This window comes from Polynucleobacter necessarius (assembly GCF_900095185.1).
GTDB lineage: Bacteria > Pseudomonadota > Gammaproteobacteria > Burkholderiales > Burkholderiaceae > Polynucleobacter.
In genome coordinates this window covers 259,247-276,875 of sequence record NZ_LT606948.1, presented here as the reverse complement: position 1 = coordinate 276,875, position 17,629 = coordinate 259,247, and the positions used below count along the sequence as shown (strand labels likewise).

At 43.0% G+C, this 17,629-nt stretch carries 21 protein-coding genes and 9 pseudogenes; 20 read left to right on the top strand and 10 right to left on the bottom strand.

Annotation, left to right across the window (positions count from 1 at the left end; all coding sequences use genetic code 11):
* Positions 1-19 precede the first annotated feature (19 nt).
* Positions 20-2,324 (bottom strand): annotated as a pseudogene (locus DXE31_RS01775) (FAD-dependent oxidoreductase).
* Positions 2,321-3,277 (bottom strand): annotated as a pseudogene (locus DXE31_RS01770) (CmpA/NrtA family ABC transporter substrate-binding protein). The pseudogenes DXE31_RS01775 and DXE31_RS01770 overlap by 4 nt, the downstream one beginning before the upstream one ends.
* Positions 3,278-3,603: 326 nt before the next feature.
* Here DXE31_RS01770 and DXE31_RS01765 point away from each other — a divergent pair.
* From DXE31_RS01765 to htpG, 6 genes and pseudogenes are all read left to right on the top strand, one after another.
* Positions 3,604-5,186: pseudogene (locus DXE31_RS01765) on the top strand (ABC transporter substrate-binding protein).
* Between the two features lie 15 nt (positions 5,187-5,201).
* Positions 5,202-6,062, top strand: a pseudogene (locus DXE31_RS01760) (ABC transporter permease).
* A complete protein-coding gene (locus DXE31_RS12685; RefSeq protein WP_415077789.1) occupies positions 6,052-6,291 on the top strand; it encodes an ATP-binding cassette domain-containing protein in 240 nt (79 codons plus the stop codon). The pseudogene DXE31_RS01760 and the gene DXE31_RS12685 overlap by 11 nt, the downstream one beginning before the upstream one ends.
* A gap of 27 nt (positions 6,292-6,318) precedes the next feature.
* Complete coding sequence (locus tag DXE31_RS12680; RefSeq protein ID WP_415077788.1) at positions 6,319-6,468, top strand: hypothetical protein; 150 nt, start codon at positions 6,319-6,321, stop codon at positions 6,466-6,468.
* Between the two features lie 3 nt (positions 6,469-6,471).
* Positions 6,472-6,771, top strand: a pseudogene (gene cynS / locus DXE31_RS01750) (cyanase); the annotation flags it as partial.
* Between the two features lie 181 nt (positions 6,772-6,952).
* Entirely contained in the window at positions 6,953-8,854 is a 1,902-nt protein-coding gene (gene htpG, locus DXE31_RS01745; protein ID WP_114697600.1) for a molecular chaperone HtpG, read from the top strand.
* 337 nt (positions 8,855-9,191) lie between these two features.
* On the opposite strand, the gene DXE31_RS11925 is transcribed toward htpG, so the two are convergent.
* The 3 genes and pseudogenes from DXE31_RS11925 to DXE31_RS10925 form a co-directional block, all read right to left on the bottom strand.
* Complete coding sequence (locus tag DXE31_RS11925; protein WP_269460621.1) at positions 9,192-9,569, bottom strand: ATP-binding cassette domain-containing protein; 378 nt, start codon at positions 9,567-9,569, stop codon at positions 9,192-9,194.
* A 61-nt stretch (positions 9,570-9,630) separates the two neighbouring features.
* The gene (locus DXE31_RS11920; protein ID WP_114697598.1) at positions 9,631-9,882 is read right to left on the bottom strand and encodes an ATP-binding cassette domain-containing protein; all 252 of its coding nucleotides are present in this window, start codon (positions 9,880-9,882) and stop codon (positions 9,631-9,633) included.
* Positions 9,883-10,142: 260 nt separating this feature from the next.
* Positions 10,143-10,642: pseudogene (locus tag DXE31_RS10925) on the bottom strand (ABC transporter transmembrane domain-containing protein).
* A gap of 224 nt (positions 10,643-10,866) precedes the next feature.
* Here DXE31_RS10925 and DXE31_RS12675 point away from each other — a divergent pair.
* The 3 genes and pseudogenes from DXE31_RS12675 to DXE31_RS10050 all read left to right on the top strand — a co-directional run bounded on the left by DXE31_RS12675 (position 10,867) and on the right by DXE31_RS10050 (position 12,023).
* A complete protein-coding gene (locus DXE31_RS12675; RefSeq protein WP_197712098.1) occupies positions 10,867-11,109 on the top strand; it encodes a PucC family protein in 243 nt (80 codons plus the stop codon).
* A pseudogene (locus DXE31_RS10060) lies at positions 11,013-11,582 on the top strand (MFS transporter). Before DXE31_RS12675 ends, DXE31_RS10060 begins: the two are co-directional and overlap by 97 nt.
* A gap of 186 nt (positions 11,583-11,768) precedes the next feature.
* The gene (locus DXE31_RS10050; protein ID WP_197712095.1) at positions 11,769-12,023 is read left to right on the top strand and encodes a PucC family protein; all 255 of its coding nucleotides are present in this window, start codon (positions 11,769-11,771) and stop codon (positions 12,021-12,023) included.
* A gap of 155 nt (positions 12,024-12,178) precedes the next feature.
* On the opposite strand, the gene DXE31_RS01715 is transcribed toward DXE31_RS10050, so the two are convergent.
* Positions 12,179-12,400 carry a hypothetical protein gene (locus DXE31_RS01715; protein ID WP_162785519.1) on the bottom strand — a complete coding sequence of 74 codons (222 nt, stop codon included), beginning with the start codon at positions 12,398-12,400 and terminating at the stop codon, positions 12,179-12,181.
* 38 nt (positions 12,401-12,438) lie between these two features.
* Here DXE31_RS01715 and DXE31_RS01710 point away from each other — a divergent pair, with 38 nt between their 5' ends.
* The 8 genes from DXE31_RS01710 (at position 12,439) to DXE31_RS12670 (ending at position 15,128) form a co-directional block, all read left to right on the top strand.
* Positions 12,439-12,666, top strand: a complete 228-nt coding sequence (locus DXE31_RS01710) for a YlmC/YmxH family sporulation protein (protein WP_114697594.1) — start codon at positions 12,439-12,441, stop codon at positions 12,664-12,666.
* Positions 12,663-12,842, top strand: coding sequence for a hypothetical protein (locus DXE31_RS01705; RefSeq protein ID WP_114697593.1), 180 nt, complete (start codon positions 12,663-12,665; stop codon positions 12,840-12,842). The genes DXE31_RS01710 and DXE31_RS01705 overlap by 4 nt, the downstream gene beginning before the upstream one ends.
* Before the next feature lie 89 nt (positions 12,843-12,931).
* Positions 12,932-13,384 carry a PH domain-containing protein gene (locus DXE31_RS01700; RefSeq protein ID WP_114697592.1) on the top strand — a complete coding sequence of 151 codons (453 nt, stop codon included), beginning with the start codon at positions 12,932-12,934 and terminating at the stop codon, positions 13,382-13,384.
* Entirely contained in the window at positions 13,375-13,623 is a 249-nt protein-coding gene (locus DXE31_RS01695; protein ID WP_114697591.1) for a hypothetical protein, read from the top strand. Before DXE31_RS01700 ends, DXE31_RS01695 begins: the two co-directional genes overlap by 10 nt.
* Positions 13,598-13,795: a hypothetical protein gene (locus tag DXE31_RS10920; protein WP_231969279.1), complete on the top strand. Its 198-nt coding sequence runs from the start codon at positions 13,598-13,600 to the stop codon at positions 13,793-13,795. The genes DXE31_RS01695 and DXE31_RS10920 overlap by 26 nt, the downstream gene beginning before the upstream one ends.
* A complete protein-coding gene (locus DXE31_RS10915) occupies positions 13,792-14,121 on the top strand; it encodes a ferritin family protein (RefSeq protein ID WP_231969277.1) in 330 nt (109 codons plus the stop codon). Before DXE31_RS10920 ends, DXE31_RS10915 begins: the two co-directional genes overlap by 4 nt.
* A complete protein-coding gene (acsF, locus tag DXE31_RS01690; protein WP_331852024.1) occupies positions 14,122-14,868 on the top strand; it encodes a magnesium-protoporphyrin IX monomethyl ester (oxidative) cyclase in 747 nt (248 codons plus the stop codon).
* A 140-nt stretch (positions 14,869-15,008) separates the two neighbouring features.
* The gene (locus DXE31_RS12670) at positions 15,009-15,128 is read left to right on the top strand and encodes a DUF3623 family protein (protein WP_415078052.1); all 120 of its coding nucleotides are present in this window, start codon (positions 15,009-15,011) and stop codon (positions 15,126-15,128) included.
* On the opposite strand, the pseudogene ispH reads toward DXE31_RS12670, so the two are convergent.
* The 3 genes and pseudogenes from ispH to DXE31_RS12665 form a co-directional block, all read right to left on the bottom strand.
* Positions 15,112-15,530 (bottom strand): annotated as a pseudogene (gene ispH / locus DXE31_RS01675) (4-hydroxy-3-methylbut-2-enyl diphosphate reductase); the annotation flags it as partial. The gene DXE31_RS12670 and the pseudogene ispH overlap by 17 nt on opposite strands.
* Before the next feature lie 8 nt (positions 15,531-15,538).
* Positions 15,539-15,790 (bottom strand): annotated as a pseudogene (gene rplL, locus DXE31_RS01670) (50S ribosomal protein L7/L12); the annotation flags it as partial.
* Positions 15,768-15,902, bottom strand: a complete 135-nt coding sequence (locus DXE31_RS12665; RefSeq protein ID WP_114697588.1) for a DUF3623 family protein — start codon at positions 15,900-15,902, stop codon at positions 15,768-15,770. The pseudogene rplL and the gene DXE31_RS12665, both read right to left, overlap by 23 nt.
* A 217-nt stretch (positions 15,903-16,119) precedes the next feature.
* Here DXE31_RS12665 and DXE31_RS01660 point away from each other — a divergent pair, with 217 nt between their 5' ends.
* The 3 genes from DXE31_RS01660 to DXE31_RS13090 all read left to right on the top strand — a co-directional run bounded on the left by DXE31_RS01660 (position 16,120) and on the right by DXE31_RS13090 (position 17,069).
* Positions 16,120-16,509 (top strand): hypothetical protein, encoded by a 390-nt coding sequence (locus DXE31_RS01660; RefSeq protein WP_114697587.1) that lies wholly within the window; start codon positions 16,120-16,122, stop codon positions 16,507-16,509.
* A 66-nt stretch (positions 16,510-16,575) separates the two neighbouring features.
* Positions 16,576-16,884 (top strand): hypothetical protein, encoded by a 309-nt coding sequence (locus DXE31_RS01655; RefSeq protein ID WP_197712094.1) that lies wholly within the window; start codon positions 16,576-16,578, stop codon positions 16,882-16,884.
* A 68-nt stretch (positions 16,885-16,952) separates the two neighbouring features.
* Complete coding sequence (locus tag DXE31_RS13090; protein ID WP_462803949.1) at positions 16,953-17,069, top strand: cupin domain-containing protein; 117 nt, start codon at positions 16,953-16,955, stop codon at positions 17,067-17,069.
* Positions 17,070-17,165: 96 nt separating this feature from the next.
* Here DXE31_RS13090 and DXE31_RS01645 read toward each other — a convergent pair whose 3' ends face one another.
* Complete coding sequence (locus tag DXE31_RS01645) at positions 17,166-17,621, bottom strand: histidine phosphatase family protein (RefSeq protein WP_114697586.1); 456 nt, start codon at positions 17,619-17,621, stop codon at positions 17,166-17,168.
* Positions 17,622-17,629: the final 8 nt, after the last annotated feature.

Sequence of the window (17,629 nt, the reverse complement as noted above, 5' to 3'; positions counted from 1 at the left end):
CTGGTCAAGGTGGGCTGTATTAGACATTTCCAACCTCGACAATAGGAATGGTTTTAAATTGACGCACATCCACGCGCCGGCGCGTTCAAATTCCTTCCAGGGATCTGGGGCATCTTTTAGATCAAACAACAGTCTTTCATAAAGTGCTTTGCGGCTGTCTGCGTCTTCAACCACCTTTTGCTTGATGTACTCCATGCCAACACGAGCTAGGTAGTGAACGGTTCGATCAAGATACCAGGCTTCTTCACGATAAAGTTGTAGGAATGCGCCAGAATACTCACGTACTTCTTCATCAGTTTTAACTTTGCATAGGAATTTAGCACCTTCAGTTTTGATACCCCCATTGCCGCCGATGTAAAGTTCCCAGCTCGACTCAACGCCGATGATGCCAATATCTTTGATGCCTGCTTCAGCACAGTTTCGAGGGCATCCTGAAACTGCAAGTTTTACTTTGTGAGGCGAGCGCATTCCAAAAAGCATACGCTCAAGCTCTACACCCATCTTCATAGAGGATTGGGGTCAAAACGGCAATGTTCATCACCTACACATGTCTTCACTGTACGAATGGATTTGCCATAGGCATGTCCTAATGGCATATCTCATTCTTTCCATACTGCCGGTCATCCTTCTTTATGTCGAGTAAGTCAATACGCTGACCACCAGCAACCTTCACCGTTGGAACTTGGTATTTCTCTGCGACATCCGCAATACGGCGTAGCTCTGCTGGTGTGGTTAATCCACCAAACATCTTTGGTACAACAGAGTAGGTGCCGTCTTTTTGAATATTTGCATAAGCACGCTTATTTATAAAACGGGATTGTGGATTATCAACTGCTTCATGCGGCAACGTTGAAATGAGGTAGTAGTTCAGTGCAGGACGGCAAGTTGCACATCCGTTAGGCGTTCTCCAATTTAATTCAGTACGAACTTGCTCCTGAGAAATTAAATGGCGAGTACGTATTGCTTGATGAAGCTCGTCATGTGATAAATCCGAGCACCCGCAGATTGATTTCTTTCTTGTGGTTGCTGAGTAGTCTGTGCCCAAGACATTCATAAGTACCTGTTCAACTAAGCCAGTGCATGAGCCGCAAGGGCTCCTAGCTTTAGTGCATTTCTTGACTTCATCCAGCGTAAAAAGACCTTGCTCACGAATAGCTTTCACAATCGTGCCTTTGCTGACGCCATTGCAACCACAGACTTCATTTGCATCAGTCATTCCAGCCGCTTTATTGTGGCCTTGATGACCTATATCACCTATGTTCGATTCACCAAACATACAATCGCCAATCAAGCGATCATCTTTAAGAACTAATTTTTTATATACTCCACCAATCGGATCTGTTAAGGTGATTTCTTTTGTCCCCTCACTAGACCCATAAAATTTCCCGCTGAAAACAGATCAACCCCAGTTACTTTTAACTGTGTTGATGTTACAGAGCCTTCATAACGCCCAATGCCGTGTTCAGCAAGATGATTTGCACAAACTTTTGCCTGTTCAAATAGCGGTGCAACTAAACCATAGGCTGTGCTTCAGTGACTTGCGCACTCACCAACAGCATAGACTCTTGTGTCAAAAGTCTGCGTTGTGTCATTAACAACAAGACCGCTTTGGCAATGTAAGTCTGCAGATTCAGCCAATGCGGTGTTTGGCTTAATTCCAGCAGCCATAACAACTAGGTCGGCAGGAATTTCTAGGCCGCCCTTAAAGCGAATAGAGCCAACCCAATCTCCAGCTGTATTAGGTGAGATTGCCTCAGTAGAGATCTTTAATAAAAATTTAAGATCCTTTTCAGCGAGATGAACTACGGTCACATTCATTCATCTGAGCGCTAAACCATTTTAGCCGCTTCTAAGCCAAGCAATCCACCACCAATCACAACAGCATTTTTATAGCGGGTTGCTACATCAATCATTTCATTGGTATTTTTGATGTCGCGATATGCAATGACTCCCGGTAGGTCATTGCCGGGGATAGGCAGAATAAAAGGGAGAGAGCCCATCGTTAGTAATAAGTGATCGTATTTTTCAACCGTGCCATCTTTAGCAGTAACCGTACGTTCTTTACGATCAATCTTTGTCATTTTTTTACCAAGATGAAGATGAATTCCATTGTTCGTATACCAATCCAGATCATTTAAAACAATTGGTTCAAGCGTTTGTCCACCAGCCAAAACTGGGGAAAGTAATATCCGGTTGTAATTGGGATGAGATTCTGCGCCAAATATGGCAATCTCATAAAGTTCTGGATCGAGCTTTAATAGTTCCTCGATGGTCCGGACTCCGGCCATCCCGTTACCAATCATGACAAGTTTTTGTTTTTTCATGCTTTGATCTTGAAGTTATCTGCGTATGCGGCTGGGTGCGAGCCATTCCAAACAACTCCATCAAATAGTTTGCTTGAGCGCATATCGCTTTTTGGAAGTGGAGTTTTAGTTGCGGTGGCTGCATCTTTGTAGATGGCAATATTGTTCGCCTTCTTTGCAACCGCTAAAGAATCTGGATACTCTTTGAGTAAACACCAGTGCTTATGTTGAGTCATAAACCACACACCATCTCATAGATACGGAAATGTAGCAAGACCGTTGTTGTAACACTTCATTGCATTAGGATTATGCCAAGTCTTACAATACCATTGTTATAGCGACCCATCATGCGATATTGAATTACATTGACATCTGTATTTACAAAAGAAAGTGCAGAGACCACTTCTACTGTTGCATGTTTATTTGAGGTAAACGCATCAATATACTTGCCTGCTTCTAGGATAGCCGCTGTGACCGCGCGACAAGTATTTGGATATTTTTTAGCAAAATCAGAAGTTGTACCTAACGCTTTTTCTGGATGATCTTGCCAAATGGCGTGTGTAGTCATTGCTGTGAATCCAATGCCATCAATGACGGCGCGAGCATTCCATGATTCACCTACACAGTAACCATCCATATTCCCACTGCGCATATTGGCAACCATGTGTGGTGGCGGAACGGTAATAATTTTTGCGTCTTTAAATGGATTAATTCCGTAATTGGCTAGCCAATAATAGATCCACATGGCATGTGTACCGGTCTGAAGAGTAGTCTGTCAATGCAATGAAACTCACCTTTACATCAGTTTTTTCTGGAGCATCAGAGCCTGCAGCCCATGCACCCGCTTTTACCATGGGATCTATCAACGATAAAATACTCGCTGAGCCAATGGATTGAATTAGCGTTCTTCTGGCTGAATTTGTATCAGTTGCAGTAGAAATTGCAACATTGGAAGTTGCGCTTTTAGATTTCATTTCTTCATTCATGCGGAGCTCTTTTGATCGATCACTAAGGATAAGTAACTTTTTTTCGGGGAAATCTGGAGATAGCTCAATATTGGTGCGTCAAATAAATGCATGAGCACTTTTGGTTCATGTAATTGATTTATGACTTTTGAGGACTGTTAAAAATGATGCATGGACAACATCATTCGAAATGCAGTTAACACGCCAAAGCGTGGCTAAGCGCAAGCTAGTTCGCAGCACTTTATTAACAAACAACTGGTAGATGCTGCAGGTAAGAATTTAGTGGTGGCGCGACTAAAAAAGAGAGGCTAATCTTTGGACGTGCTTAGGGGGAAATCGATGGACTTGAGCGCTCCGGAGTCTATTACGAGATCGTCCCTGGCATCACAACTGCCTTAGCTGCTTCGGCTCAACTAAAGCAACCACCAACGACCAGAGAGTTCAGTCGAACTCTGACATTGACCACTTTACCGGTTCGGTGTGCGCATCCCGCCCACAAAACTTCTATCTATTACATGGCCCGTGATCAGTTAATGGAGGTTGCTCCTACCTTAATCTCTCAGGGCTATTCGGGCGATACCCCAGTCTGCTTGATGGAGTCTGTAAGCCTTCCGTCCGAGCGGAGTTTTGCATACACATTATCCGCAAAGATGGATACTGAGCAGGAGAGTGCCGATTTTGTTGAGGCTGGCTTGGTAAAGGCTTTATTTCCTCAAGAGGCACGTAGGCGCGCTTTTTTAAAGGCGGTTGGTGCTGGAGGCGCAATGAGTGCTTTATTGGGCTTTTTGCTGGTGGGTGCTTTGCAGGCAATGGCCCAAGAAAAAGTTCCCCTTGAAAAGCCAGATTTAAAGATTGGTTTTATTGCGATTACTTGCGCAACACCTCTCATTATGGCCGATCCATTAGGCTGTTATAAGAAGCAGGGTCTGAATATCACCCTGAATAAAACTGCAGGATGGGCATTGATTCGCGACAAGATACTGAACAAAGAGCATGACGCTTCTCACTTTTTATCGCCAATGCCAATTTCAATGTCAATGGGTCTGGGCTCTGATCTAACTCAAATGCGTGTTACCACAATTCAAAACGTAAATGGGCAGGCAATTACCTGAGCAAACAAGCATAAAGATAATCATGATCCTAAGCATTGGAAGGGGATGAAGTTTGCAGTTCCCTTTGAATATTCAATACATAATTTCTTGTTGCGTTACTACGTAGCACAAGCTGGACTCGATCCAGATAAAGATATTGAAATTCGCGTGACTCCGCCGTCAGACATGGTTGCCAACTTACGCGCTGGAAATATTGATGGCTTCTTAGGCCCAGATCCATTTAATCAGCGTGCTGTATACGATGAAGTTGGATTTATTCATATTCTCACTCAGCAAATCTGGGACGGCCATCCATGTGGTGCCTTTGGAACTTCTGAGGATTTCATTAAGAATAATCCAAATACTTTTTCCGCTTTATACCGTGCGGTATTGAATGCTTCTACGATGGCACACGATCCTGCTAATCGACCTCTGATTGTGCAAAAGTGATTTTACCTCTTAACTACCTCAATCAGCCTGAAACCGTTGTAATGAAAGTATTGACAGGAAAATTTGCAGATGGTCTTGGTAATGTGCAAAACGTTCCTGGTCGCATTGATTTCAATCCAATTCCTTGGTATCCAATGGCAACATGGATGCTTACCCAAATGCAGCGCTGGCGTTACGTCAAGGGCGATGTTAACTACAAAGATATTTCTGAAAAAGCATTCCTCCTGACCGATACCAAGAAGTATATGGGTGAAACTGGTATTGCTATTCCACCACTGGCTAAAGTGGGATACAAAAAAGACAAGATTATGGGTACAGAGTTTGACCCTAGTCAGCCTGCAGCCTATCTGAAATCTTTTCAAACAAATAACGCGTGAATCTAAGGTAAATGAATGAAAACATTATCAATTGAGGTTAAAGGTCCAATCCTATCAGTTGTGATCTTGCGCATGTGCTTATCAATTTGGCATATGGCAACAACACACAAGGTTGCGCCTTCAGCTGGCATATCAACAAACTCTAGCGAGTACAACAATCTTATTGGCCAAGGAAGTGGTGAGCCAGTTCAGAAAACTGGTTTTCCAACCTTAAGCCAAATGCGGCAAACAATCTATAAGCAGTTGTCACATCCTTTTTATGATAATGGCCCAAACGATAAGGGACTTTGTATTCGGTTAGCCTATTCTTTGGCTCGTGTTGGTTTGGGATTTTTGTTTGCAATGATTGTGGCAACTCCATTTGGATTTTAGATCGGTATGTCACCGTTAGCATATGAGGCATTTAATCCATTTATTCAAATCCTCAAGCCTATCTTCCCGTTAGCTTGAATGCCGATTGCGCTTTATACGATTAAAGATTCATCTATCTCGGGCATCTTTGTGATCTTTATTTGTTCTGTATGGCCGATGCTTCTGAACACTGCATTTGGCGTAGCTAATGTTCGTAAGGAGTTGTTGAATGTTACTAAAACATTAGAAGTTACCCCTCTGCGTAAGGCGTTCTTGGTAATCCTGCCCGCAGCTGCCCCAACAATCTTGACTGGCATGGGTATCTCGATGGGTATAGCTTGGCTGGTGATTGTTGCGGCTGAAATGCTTGTTGGCGGCACGGGAATTGGTTATTTCTTGTGGAATGAGTGGAATAACTTATCCCTTTCTAGTGTGATTTTTGCAATTCTTTTAATTGGTATTGTTGGAATGCTCTTGGATACAGTATTTGGCAAATTACAAAAGGCGGTTTCATATGCAGACTGAAAATACTTTTCTTAAGGTCATTAACCTTTATATATCTTATAAGGCAGATACGCCTCCTGTATTTGAAAGTATTGATTTTGAAATCGAAAAAGGAGAATTTGTTTGCATTATTGAGCATTCTGGATGCGGTCAAACTGCTATCTTGAATGTTCTTGCTGGCCTTGAAGATGCAACTGGCGGCGACGCAATTATGCTAGGTAAGCGCATACAAGGCCCTGGTTTAGAGTGAGGCGTAGTATTCCAGGGGCATGCATTAATGCCCTGGATGACGGTATTGCAGAATGTTGCCTTTGCCGTAAAGTCTAAGAAACCATCTGAGCCGTTTGGTGCCTTGGATGCCTTAATGTGTAGTGTTATCCAGGACGAGTTTTTAAAGATACGTAAAGAAACAAATCAAACTGTTTAAGCGCAGGTAGAGGCTGCTGGACAGTTCTTTGATTTGACCGATGAAGAAATGACATGGTTACAAATTGTTCCATACAAGGGTGCACTGCCTACAGCTGTTCCGACCGATCCGCTGATCTATCGTTGGTATGAAATCGGCAGTGTATATGGAACCACAATTAAAGAATTGATCCATGAGGAATCTGGTGATGGCATCATGAGTGCAATTGATTTCTCAATGGATATTCAGCGAGAGCCAGATCCAAAGAGTGATCGTGTCCAGGTAGTGCTTTCCGGCAAGTACCTTTCATACAAAACCTACTAAAAAATCAATACATTCCCATGAAACCACCTTCGGGTGGTTTTTTGTGGCCAAGATCTGGGGGAAGACCCTGTGGATCAGGACTCAGTTACCTTGGACTAGGTATTTAGAGGCAATGTTGGGTATTGAAATATTTAAAATTACCCCCAATTAGAGGTAATTCATTTTTTTATGGGAAAAAGAAATGACTGTTGCTACAAAAGAAACTCTGAGATTTCAGGCGGAAGTAAAGCAGCTTTTACAGCTGATGATCCATTCCTTGTATTCCAATAAGGAAATTTTCCTACGCGAACTAATCTCTAACGCCTCAGATGCTACTGATAAGTTACGTTTTGAAGGAATCGCACACCCTGATTGGTATGGCGATGATCCTGATCTCAGGATAATAGTCGAGTTTGATAAAGCGGCTAGAACGGTGACTATTTCTGATAATGGTATTGGAATGAGCCGCGAGGAAGTGATCAGTAATTTGGGCACTATTGCCCGCTCTGGCACAAAAGAATTTGTCTCCAAACTGTCTGGAGACCAGCAAAAGGATGCTGCCTTAATAGGCCAGTTTGGTGTTGGTTTTTATTCCGCCTTTATTGTTGCTGACAAAATTACAGTCGCAACCCGTCGGGCAGGCTTATCCGCATCTGATGGCGTTCGCTGGGAGTCGGATGGTTCTGGTCAATTTACGATTGAAACAATCGATCGCCCACAACGTGGCACCTCTATTACATTGCATTTACGAGAGGGTGAAGATGATTTTCTCAATAGCGTTCAGCTCAAAGCGATTATTCGTAAGTATTCCGACCATATTTCATGGCCTATTCAGATGCGCAAGGAAGAATGGGATGCAGAAAAAAAAGAGCAGGGCATTAAAGATGAGCTTGAGAGTATCAATCAATCTTCTGCACTTTGGGCTCGTAACAAGTCAGAAATTACCGAAGAGCAGTACAGCGAGTTTTATAAGCACCTTTCTCATGATTATGAGAACCCACTGACCTATTCATTAAATAGAGTTGAGGGTAGAAGTGAATTTATTCAGCTACTTTTTGTGCCATCCCGTGCGCCATTTGATTTATGGGATCGTAATAAGCGTGGCGGCATCAAGCTTTATGTGAAGCGGATTTTCATTATGGATGATGCAGAACAGCTCATGCCGATGTATTTGCGCTTTGTCACTGGTGTGATTGATTCAGTTGATTTGCCTTTGAATGTCTCACGTGAAATTCTGCAGGAATCTCGTGACATTAAGGTGATACGTGAAAGCTCTACCAACCGTGTATTAAGCATGCTTGAGGAGCTGGCGAATAGCGCAGACGAAACTAAGAGAGAAAAATATAGTAGCTTCTGGGCCCAATTTGGGCAAGTGCTAAAAGAAGGTGTCGGTGAGGATCATGCCAATCAAGCGCGGATTTTGAAGCTCTTGCGTTTTGCAAGTACACATACCGATGCTGCTGAGCAGACAGTATCTTTGGCTGACTATGTATCTCGCATGAAAGAAGGTTGGGATAAGATTTATTACGTCACTGGCGAGTCTTTTAACGCTGTCAAGACTAGCCCGCATCTAGAGATCTTCCGCAAAAAAAGGGTTGAAGTTCTTTTGCTCTCCGATCGAGTGGATGAATGGATGCTCTCATTCATGACCGAGTTTGATGGCAAGGCATTGGTATCTGTTGCCAAAGGCGGATTGGATCTCGGAAGTTTGAGTGATGAAAAGGAAAAGAAAGAGTACAAAGAAACTGAGAAGCAATTCAAAGACTTGGTAGAGCGTATGAAGAAGGTATTGGAGGATAAGGTAAAGGATGTTCGCGTCACATTTCGTTTAACCGACTCTCCAGCTTGCTTGATAGCTGATGAAAATGAGCTCTCCGGAAATTTGTTGCGGATGCTAAAGGCTGCTGGTCAAAATGCTCCTGATATGAAGCCGATTTTAGAAATTAATCCAGAGCATCCTTTGCTGGTAAAGCTAAAAAACGATAATCAGCAATTCGATGACTGGACTAACTTGCTATTTGACCAGGCACTTTTAGCGGAGGGTGGTCAGCTAAACGATCCAGCTAGTTTCGTGAAGCGGATGAATCATCTGCTCTTAAAGTAATTCTGTATTGTGCCCATATTAGTTGCGGGTGTCGTGTGGCTGCTATTGCCCTCGTTTCCCATGCTGGATACGAGGGTTCGATACCCTTCACCCGCTCCAGCACTCTCAAAAAGCGCTACTTTGATGTAGCTCTTGCCCATTTGGCTCTAATGGGGGAAGCTAATCAGATGTTTAAAAGGTAGAATTGCTGCCTATATATGAAAGCGAGGGTGCGTCATGATGAATAACAAAGCAATCGAAACTAAAGATAAGATAGCAAAAAGCTACCTTAACTTATCTGTCGTTTTCATAGTGAGATTTTCCAGCATTACATTAATATCGCTATTTTTGAACGCGCTCAATTTCTAAATATTTGTAAATTGCAGTTTTGCAAGGTGTGAGTATAGTCTCCGCCTTGGTGAATCAGACTGGCATGGTCGCCGATTTCTACTATGCGACCATATTCTATGACAACAATTCTGTCTGCTTGCTTAACCGTCATAGCAAGTCTATGAGCAATAACAATACTCGTTCTTCCCTTCATGGCTTCCTCTAGGGCATGCCGTACTAATCTCTCAGATTCTGCATCCAAAGAACTAGTGGCTTCGTCTAAAAGAAGTAATGGTGGATCGTTGAGTAAGGCCCTGGCGATAGCAATCCGTTGCTTCTGACTGCCAGATAGTCGGACTTCTCGATCGCCAAAATACGTGTTATAGCCTTCTGGCCGCTTAGATATAAATTCATCTACGGATACAAGCTTAGACGCTTGTATTACCTCCTCATCACTGGCATCTACATTACCGTAGCGAATATTTTCTAAAGTATTTTTCAGAGAAGATACTCATGTCTTGAGGCACCACTCCGATCAGCTTTCTTAAATCTTCCAATCGATATTGCCTAATATCTACGCCGTTGAAACAGATGCTGCTACTTTGTGGATCGTAAAAGCGTTGCATCAATTTAAACAAGGTCGATTTTCCTGACCCAGAGGGTCCAACGATGGCAATCTTTTCGCCAGCCTGAAGATCCAAAGTGAGACCTGATAACACTTCGTTGGTATGGAGGGGGAATGAAAGCTGAGATTTTGGATTTCAATACTGATCGCTTGATGATGACGTTTTCCAGGAGCAAATGGAGCCTCAGGATTTCGTACCTGAGATTGAAGTCGTAGTAATTCTAAAAGACGATTGCTAGCTCCAATAGCTCTTTGAACATCTCTAATCACCTCTGAGAGGGCGGCAATAGAGCCAGCAACAATCAATGCATACAAGAAGAACTGAGTTAGTGGACCCCCACCAGACATTATTACTTACCGCATATGCGCTACAAGCCCAAGGACGGCAATAATGCTGGTAAATCCCAAAAGAATGACGACAAAAGTGAGTTTTCCTCGTGCGGCACTTCTTATGATGGCAGCTATGAATGAAGTCTCAATGGTTTTATTAAATGCCTTGATTTCATTTTTTTCATTTGTAAATGATTGCACCGTCAATATTGCATTGATTTTTTCTCCTGCAATTGCAGACGACAGAGCAATCTTATCTTGGGAATTTCTTGATAATTGGCGCACTTTTTCCCCATCAGCATGACGGGGATGACTGTCAATAAAAGGGTTGCAAGAATCAGTAATGATAATTTGATGCTAGTAATAAACATCATTGTCATACCACCCAGCAGTACAAAAATCTTTCTCACTGCCATCGATACACTCGTACCTACCAAAATTTGTACGATGGAGGTGTCATTATTAATGCGTGATCGCAATTCACCACTTTGTTTTGTCTCAAAAAATTTTGGGCTCTGGACAATGATGTGTGAGTAGACTGCTTTCCTGATATCGCTTGTTACGCTTTCTTCAAGCCAGGAGGCTATTTAATAGCGCAGAGCACTTGCAAATGCGGCTGCAAATAAATTAATAAAAGTGAGGTTGATCTGATCATGGCTAATGTTGCTAAATCCAAGATCAACAATCCTACGAAAGCATAGTGGCACCACTAAGGTTGCAGCGGCCGCCAGGATCAGACTAGTCTGTCATGATTTCTTTTTTTCCAATCATCTTTGCGCCATTTCGAGCCCTCATCGGCTTTCGTTCCGATAATCATAAATTAGCTTTGGGTTGGCGTAGGGTGCCCTACATTTGGATGGATATTTTAGTGCAATTTGTGGCGGCTTATCTATCATGCCATTTGCGTTGCTGGTTTTATCTGGCGCAGGTCAATCTCATCAAGCGCCAGTGTGGATTGGTTGGGTGGCTTCTGGCCTCGCTTTTTTATTAGTTGGGACTGGTATTCACATCACGCAAACGGTTGGGTTGGCCTTGGCTACAGATTTAGCTCCGGAAATTGATCAACCTACAGTGGTTGGGTTGATGTATGTAATGCAACTCTTAGGGATGATTGTGAGTGCATTGGTATTTGGTGTGGCTTTAAATGAATTTAGTCCTGGAACGTTAATTCAGGTTACTCAAGCTTCTGCAGTGATCACTATCGTGCTCGATGTTATCTCCTTGTGGAAGCAGGAGCCTAGGAGTTCGGATGGCAAAAAACATCAGGCACAGCCTGCATTTATAGATTTTGGGCGAACCTTTGCTTAAGGTGGTCATGTTATGAGAAGGCTAGTTGCTGTTGGCTTTGGGACCGTGGCATTTAGTATGAATGAAGTTTTATTGGAGCCATATAGCAGTCAGATTTTAGGGATGAGTGTGAGTGACACTAGTATGCTTACAGCAATCTTGGCTGCCGGGGATTAATTGGTTTTAGCTGGGCATCCCGCGTGCTGAGCAAGGGTACCGATCCTTTTATATGGCCACAATTGGTGCTTTGATCGGTATACCCGCATTTATGTTCGTTATTTTTTCTGCCCCCTTAGTTTTAATGACACTCTGTTTATTGGATTTGGTGCGGGATTATTTAGTCACGGAACCTGAACAGCAACGATGCAGTTAGCGCCTTCCGATCAAAGGGAGCTGGCATTAGGGGTCTGGGGCGCGGTACAGGCCACTGCAGCCGAAATAGCGATGGCTTTGGGCAGTGTCATCAGGGATCTTGTAGTGACAGTGGGTGTAGCAAATTGGTTACCCGAGGGGGTAATTGGCCCGACTACAGGATATTCTTTTGTTTATATGTTGGAAATTGGATTATTGATTGCTACAATTTTCTCAATGACCACACTTTTGCCTAAGAAGTGCTAGGATTTATTCTTAGCTTGTATTTTTATTCAGGGAGACTGAAATGAATTGAAACGGAATTTTATTAGCGGCTTGGGTAATCGTATGCGCTATCACGATTGCGAAAATGGCAGCAAGACTTACTAGCAAATACAAAGAAAAGATTTGTTTCAATCGCCTCATATTGAATAATGAGGTGATGATCGTGGGCCAAATATTTTGAGCATCACGTATTCCATCATGAAATTACAAATCAGTGCCGTCACAAATCCAGTTAATACGGCTAGAACAGTCCAACTGATTTCGTAACCAAACTTGAAGCCGAAATCAAATCCCATGATGCTAGCAATGCAGTAGGGAATGAAGCGCCAAAAATGATTTTTCTTTTTGGTGCGACTCATGTCATTTGTTGCTTGAATCAAAATAGTTGGTAGATCACATGGAAGTGATGATTCGTTACCTCGAGGTAGAGGTAGCAGGACATAAGATTTTGCTGTCCATCACCTTCTCTCGTATTGGTAAGCAGGATATTCAAGTGCAATCCATTTTGGCAGACCAATTTGCACAAGTCCCTAAAACAAAGCATCCAGAAGAAGAAAAAATCATGGCGTACTTTGGAGTAGGTACTCTATACACTACGCCTGAACGTCAGGCGCCGCTGGCATGAGTCTCGATATCCATAGTAGTCCAGAACATGAGTTTGAGACTGAGCTAGGTCTTCCAAAACGATTGCCTAAGGGAGAGCGTATTTTGTGGCAGGGATCTCCTGATACAAAGACGATCTTGTTAAGGGTCTTTCATATCAAAATTTTGTTCATCTACTTTGGATTGCTATTGGCTTAAATGATGGCGAACCAATTGCAGTAATTTTGTTGTCTTTAGTCAGTATTTTGGCAATATCAGCGCTAGGTCTTAGACTTATTGGGTATTGAATGGCCTCCACAGCAATCTATACGATTACCAATAAACGGGTTGTGATGCGTATTGGAATTGTGCTCAATATGACCTTTAACTTTCCTTTGAAGATGATTGAATCGGCAGACTGTGGGGTTACTAACAACGGTACTGGTGATGTTGATTTGAAGTTGAGCAAGGGATGCAAGATCGCAATATTTCATTTATGGCCACATTCAAGGCCTGATAAGTGGGCCGTACCCCACCCAACCCTGAGGGGAATAAAGAACTATTCTGAGGTGGCACAAATTTTGGTAGATGCCTGGACTACAGAAAACAATGTAATTGCGCGCTCAGTCCAAGCAACTTCTCATCAGTCAGCTGATACAAAAAGTCATTGCTCAGAGGTAGAAGCAGCATGCTTTTACCCATCAGCCCAATACACGTGCAAAACTACATTGCATTATTTATTGCCGCATCCTTGGCGATAGTAGTTCTGCTGGTTGGAAGCTATGTTCAGTCTGGTAAGCTAAAGCCTCAAGCTGATGCGAAAGTTGAAGGGCAGGCAGGATTTGTGAGGGGTATTTTAAGAGCGCTTGCTCGTGATCGTCGCATTCGCCAACTCTCCAGTGATGATGCCTTTGAGCTGATTAGTCGCTCAGATGGAGGGCTAACTTTGATTGATTTAGCTATAAACAGTCGAATTGAACCGAACGGCTACTGTATCTAAGGCGGGATTCTTATCTCGGATATGGGTATATCTCACTGCTAGGCTCGAGGTGACGATGTTGTATGAGGTGAGCTTTTCGACTACTCGATTTAGTAAGGCTAAAACATACCCTAGGCAAGTTCCAAGTAAAGAGGTGGCACCGATTATTTTGCGTGAAGGAGTAAAAGCATGAGTACAAATGCCCCAACAATGCCAATGGGGTGTTCGAGAAATGAGTCAACCGATCGCGCTCTTGAAAATACCATTCTGAGTCCGCGTTTTTATACGACTGACTTTGATGGGATGGACCGCTTTGATATTTCTTCCGTAAAGCCGGAGTGGGCTCGACTCATGCAAGAGTTTGATCAAGATATCAATCAGTCTCATTTTCAGCGCCCTGAAGATATGTCGAAGGATTGCTCCTATCTTCCGGAGGGTTTGTATCAAGAATGCTTAGATTTTTTAATTAGTTCTATTACTTCTGAGTTTTCTGGCTGCGTGTCGTATTCCAAAATTTAAATATCCATTAATAATCCAGAACTCAACAATCTTTTCTCTTACATGGCTCGTGATGAAAGTAGGCGTGCCGGATTTATTAATCAATGGTTCAAAGATTTTGGTATTGGTGTTGATTTAGGATTCTTGGCAAGAACTAAAAAATATACTTTCTTCAAGTCAAAGTTCATTTTTTATGCTACCTACCTTTCAGAAAAGGTCGGATACGCGCGCTACCTCATGATTTACCGCATCATTCAGAACAATCCTGATTTACGTTTTCACCCAATATTTCTCTGGTTTGAGAAATGGGGCAATGATGAATTCCGTCATGGTGAGGCATTTGCGCTATTAATGCGTTCAAACCCAGACTTACTCAGTGGTGTGAATCGTTTATGGATTCGCTTTTTCCTGATTGCAGTGTATGCAACGATGTATGTACGCGATCATTCAAGGCCCGAATTTCATAAGGCACTTGGTGTTTCGCCCACAGACTATGATCGCCAAGTTCTTAAAATTACCTCAGATATTTCTAAGCAAGTATTTCCATTTACTATTAACTTGGATGATCCAAGGGTTTGGAAGGGTTTTGAAAAGCTCAGAAAAATTTCTGATGAAGTTGAGAAGCTTAAGCTAAAAGGTGGATTCTTCTCTAAGGTTAAGCGTGGTGGTTTAGCTGTTGTTGCAGCAACCACCTTTTTGCAAATCTATTTGTTGCCAGTAGTTCCGAATGGGCTACCTGCTGATATCCACTTAGCACCGGTTTGGTAAGGGACCATGTATTTTTGGATAGGACCTTTAATCTTTATCATCTTTGTATGGTGGGTGAGCGCGGGTCTTATTCTGAAGATTAATGGTTTGCCAAAAAAATTTTCAAGTTGATTTTTGTACTTTCGATTGGCGTGCTATTGATGGCCTTCTGGGGATTAGAAATCTCGAGCCAACAGGCTACCGTAGCGGGTGCGTATTGTTCCTTTGTCTGCGCAATTATTATTTGGGGATGGCAAGAGCTTGCTCAATCAAATGAATAGAGGCATCAATTTGCCCTATCGCTCCCTCTACCTCTGGATGGCCGTGATGACCAATCATAATAATTTGATAGCGACGCTCTTTTAAACGCATGACTTCTGCATGAACTTTGGCAATCAACGGACAAGTAGCGTTAAACACTTGAAATTGTCGTTCATCAGCCTCATACCGAACTGCCTTGGAAACTCCATGAGCGCTAAAATCAGAATAGCACCCTTCAACACTTGATCGAGTTGATTAATAAAGACGACGCCACGCGCCTCAAAATCCTTGACTACATAAGCATTATGAATACTTTCATGTCTGACATAAATGAGGGCGCCATGTCTCTTGAGCGCCTCTTCCACGATGAGGATTGCTCGCTCCACTCCCGCACAGAAGCCTCGCGGCTGGGCAAGAAAGATGGTTTTGTTTGATCAATTGGCTTAGGTGCACCATCGACCAAGTCCTTAGCTTCTTTCAAGCCAAGACCAGTAATTTCGCGAACTGCCTTAATTACTGAAACTTTATTTGCACCAACTTCGAGCAAGTTAACAGTGAATTCTGTTTGCTCAGCGCCACCAGCATCGCCACCAGCTGCACCGGCAGGACCAGCAACGGCCATAGCTGCAGCTGAAACATTAAACTTCTTTTCGAACGCCTTAACCAAGTCGTTCAAATCCATAATGTGTGCTTTGCCGCATGCCCCATAAGATGATGTAAGTCCAAAATCCAGTTTGATTCATGGCTTCCAGATTCATGAAAAAGAAAAGCACACCAAATCCGAGTAAAGTCATCTCATGATAGTTAATGGTCTGGAAAGCATATCAAGCACGCCTTATGCCGTTGAGCCCGTTAGGACAATCAGTACGTCTCGATCCAGTGATATAGCCCAGTAAAAATGCAAGTGGCTGATGTTGCTAAGCTCTCTTTCAATCAAGATGAGCTATTGGCTTACATTACACAAACTACTTTATCAGTCGATGAAACGCAGGAAATTACGGCTGCGCTCACATCAAAAAAGATCCCCAAATTCATGCTCCCAAACGGCAGTATATTTGTTGCGCAACACAAAATCGTCAAGACGCTGTTAAGGCGATGGTTCCCCATGTGGATGTTGTTGTTGGAAGTCCGAATAGTTCCAATTCCAAGCGCTTGCAGGAGTTAGCCAGCAGCTTAAATGTCCCGGCATTTTTAGTGGATGATCCTATTCAGATAGAGGCTGACTGGTTTATGTCTGCAAAGAGCATTGGGGTCACCGCTGGCGCCTCAGCACTAGAGGCCTTAACCACTAAAATCATTGAGGCGATTCATTCCTTGCACCGGGGTTCAGTAGTTCCCATGCTAGGAATTGAAGAAACCGTCAATTTTTTCCTGCCAAAAGGCTTATTAGAGGCGGCTTAGGCCCAAAAAGCACTTCCCCTGATAAGGGTTTTCACTGGTAAAAACAGACTATAAATAACGATTGCGATGCGCCTCAATTGGGAAGCACTTGTTTTGAACCCAGGAGCCTATATTGAGCATATGCCAAGTATGAAGCTGCTACACCTCGGCGTGAATCATCATACTGCCCCAATTGATATTCGGGAGAGTGTGGCAGTTGCGCCTGATGTGTTACAAGATTCATTAATCGATCTGCGCAAATTTTTGCAAATAGAAGAGGCCGAGCATCAACCTGAAGTAAGAAGCTTGTCTATGTGTAACCGCATGGAAATCTACTGTGCCGCCAATGATGTTGAGTATGAAGATCATCATCTAGAAGGTCGTGCCTTTGAATAGTTAGCTGCTCAGAATAATGTCCATAAAAATGAATTACGCCCCTATATCTATTCAGCTAAAGAGAGTGCATGCTGTTAAGCATGCATGTATATTTCAATCCCCACAAACATTATGGGGGAGAGGAAATCTTTGTGGTTGAGGGAGTTTTTGAGGATGGGCATGGTCGTTATCCAGCGGGTTCATAGATTAGAAGCCCGCATATGAGCCTGCATCAGCCTTTTAGTAAAGAAGGCTGCACTATTTTTGTAAGGACCGGACACCTAACTATAGAGTGATACTCATTAAAGTCTGGGGCTGGGGTAAATCTGATGTGATATATGCTGCCCATTCTGATTTACTTTTACTAGAACCATGTCGTTAACACCTACCACTTTTCCCGTATAAGCCTGAATATTGACGTGATGGGTTGCGAGAATCAGCGGCTGCCTATGATTGCTTTTGAGAGTCGACTGAATCAATTTCTCCAAGTCTTTTGTTTGTTGTTTTTCAAGACTCATATTGTCAAAAAATGAACCAAGAGATGGAGCAATCTGCACTTTACCACGATTGCGTTGGGCGGAGCATTGGTTTAGCTGATACCCAGAAGGATCTCCATCTCCAGGAGCATCTGCATGTCGCATTAGAAGGACGTGCTCGCTGTCATGCAAGTCGGTCGCTAGGTTTGCCTGTGCTGCAAGAGGTAGCATATTACCAATTATCACAGCGCAAAGAGAGATGCAGATTTTGATGAGCTTCATAGATGACA

What these genes read in the sequence shown, in the direction of transcription:
- DXE31_RS01705 (WP_114697593.1), top strand. Translation starts at nt 12,663, where the DNA reads ATGAGTCTCGATATCCATAGTAGTCCAGAACATGAGTTTGAGACTGAG.
- DXE31_RS10915 (WP_231969277.1), top strand. Translation starts at nt 13,792, where the DNA reads ATGAGTACAAATGCCCCAACAATGCCAATGGGGTGTTCGAGAAATGAG.
- DXE31_RS01710 (WP_114697594.1), top strand. Translation starts at nt 12,439, where the DNA reads ATGGAAGTGATGATTCGTTACCTCGAGGTAGAGGTAGCAGGACATAAG.
- DXE31_RS12670 (WP_415078052.1), top strand. Translation starts at nt 15,009, where the DNA reads ATGGCCTTCTGGGGATTAGAAATCTCGAGCCAACAGGCTACCGTAGCG.
- DXE31_RS01645 (WP_114697586.1), bottom strand. Translation starts at nt 17,621, where the DNA reads ATGAAGCTCATCAAAATCTGCATCTCTCTTTGCGCTGTGATAATTGGT.
- DXE31_RS12680 (WP_415077788.1), top strand. Translation starts at nt 6,319, where the DNA reads ATGCCCTGGATGACGGTATTGCAGAATGTTGCCTTTGCCGTAAAGTCT.
- DXE31_RS01700 (WP_114697592.1), top strand. Translation starts at nt 12,932, where the DNA reads ATGGCCTCCACAGCAATCTATACGATTACCAATAAACGGGTTGTGATG.
- DXE31_RS12675 (WP_197712098.1), top strand. Translation starts at nt 10,867, where the DNA reads ATGATTTCTTTTTTTCCAATCATCTTTGCGCCATTTCGAGCCCTCATC.
- DXE31_RS01655 (WP_197712094.1), top strand. Translation starts at nt 16,576, where the DNA reads ATGCGCCTCAATTGGGAAGCACTTGTTTTGAACCCAGGAGCCTATATT.
- DXE31_RS12665 (WP_114697588.1), bottom strand. Translation starts at nt 15,902, where the DNA reads ATGACTTTACTCGGATTTGGTGTGCTTTTCTTTTTCATGAATCTGGAA.
- DXE31_RS01715 (WP_162785519.1), bottom strand. Translation starts at nt 12,400, where the DNA reads ATGAGTCGCACCAAAAAGAAAAATCATTTTTGGCGCTTCATTCCCTAC.
- DXE31_RS13090 (WP_462803949.1), top strand. Translation starts at nt 16,953, where the DNA reads ATGCTGTTAAGCATGCATGTATATTTCAATCCCCACAAACATTATGGG.
- htpG (WP_114697600.1), top strand. Translation starts at nt 6,953, where the DNA reads ATGACTGTTGCTACAAAAGAAACTCTGAGATTTCAGGCGGAAGTAAAG.
- DXE31_RS10050 (WP_197712095.1), top strand. Translation starts at nt 11,769, where the DNA reads ATGCAGTTAGCGCCTTCCGATCAAAGGGAGCTGGCATTAGGGGTCTGG.
- DXE31_RS12685 (WP_415077789.1), top strand. Translation starts at nt 6,052, where the DNA reads ATGCAGACTGAAAATACTTTTCTTAAGGTCATTAACCTTTATATATCT.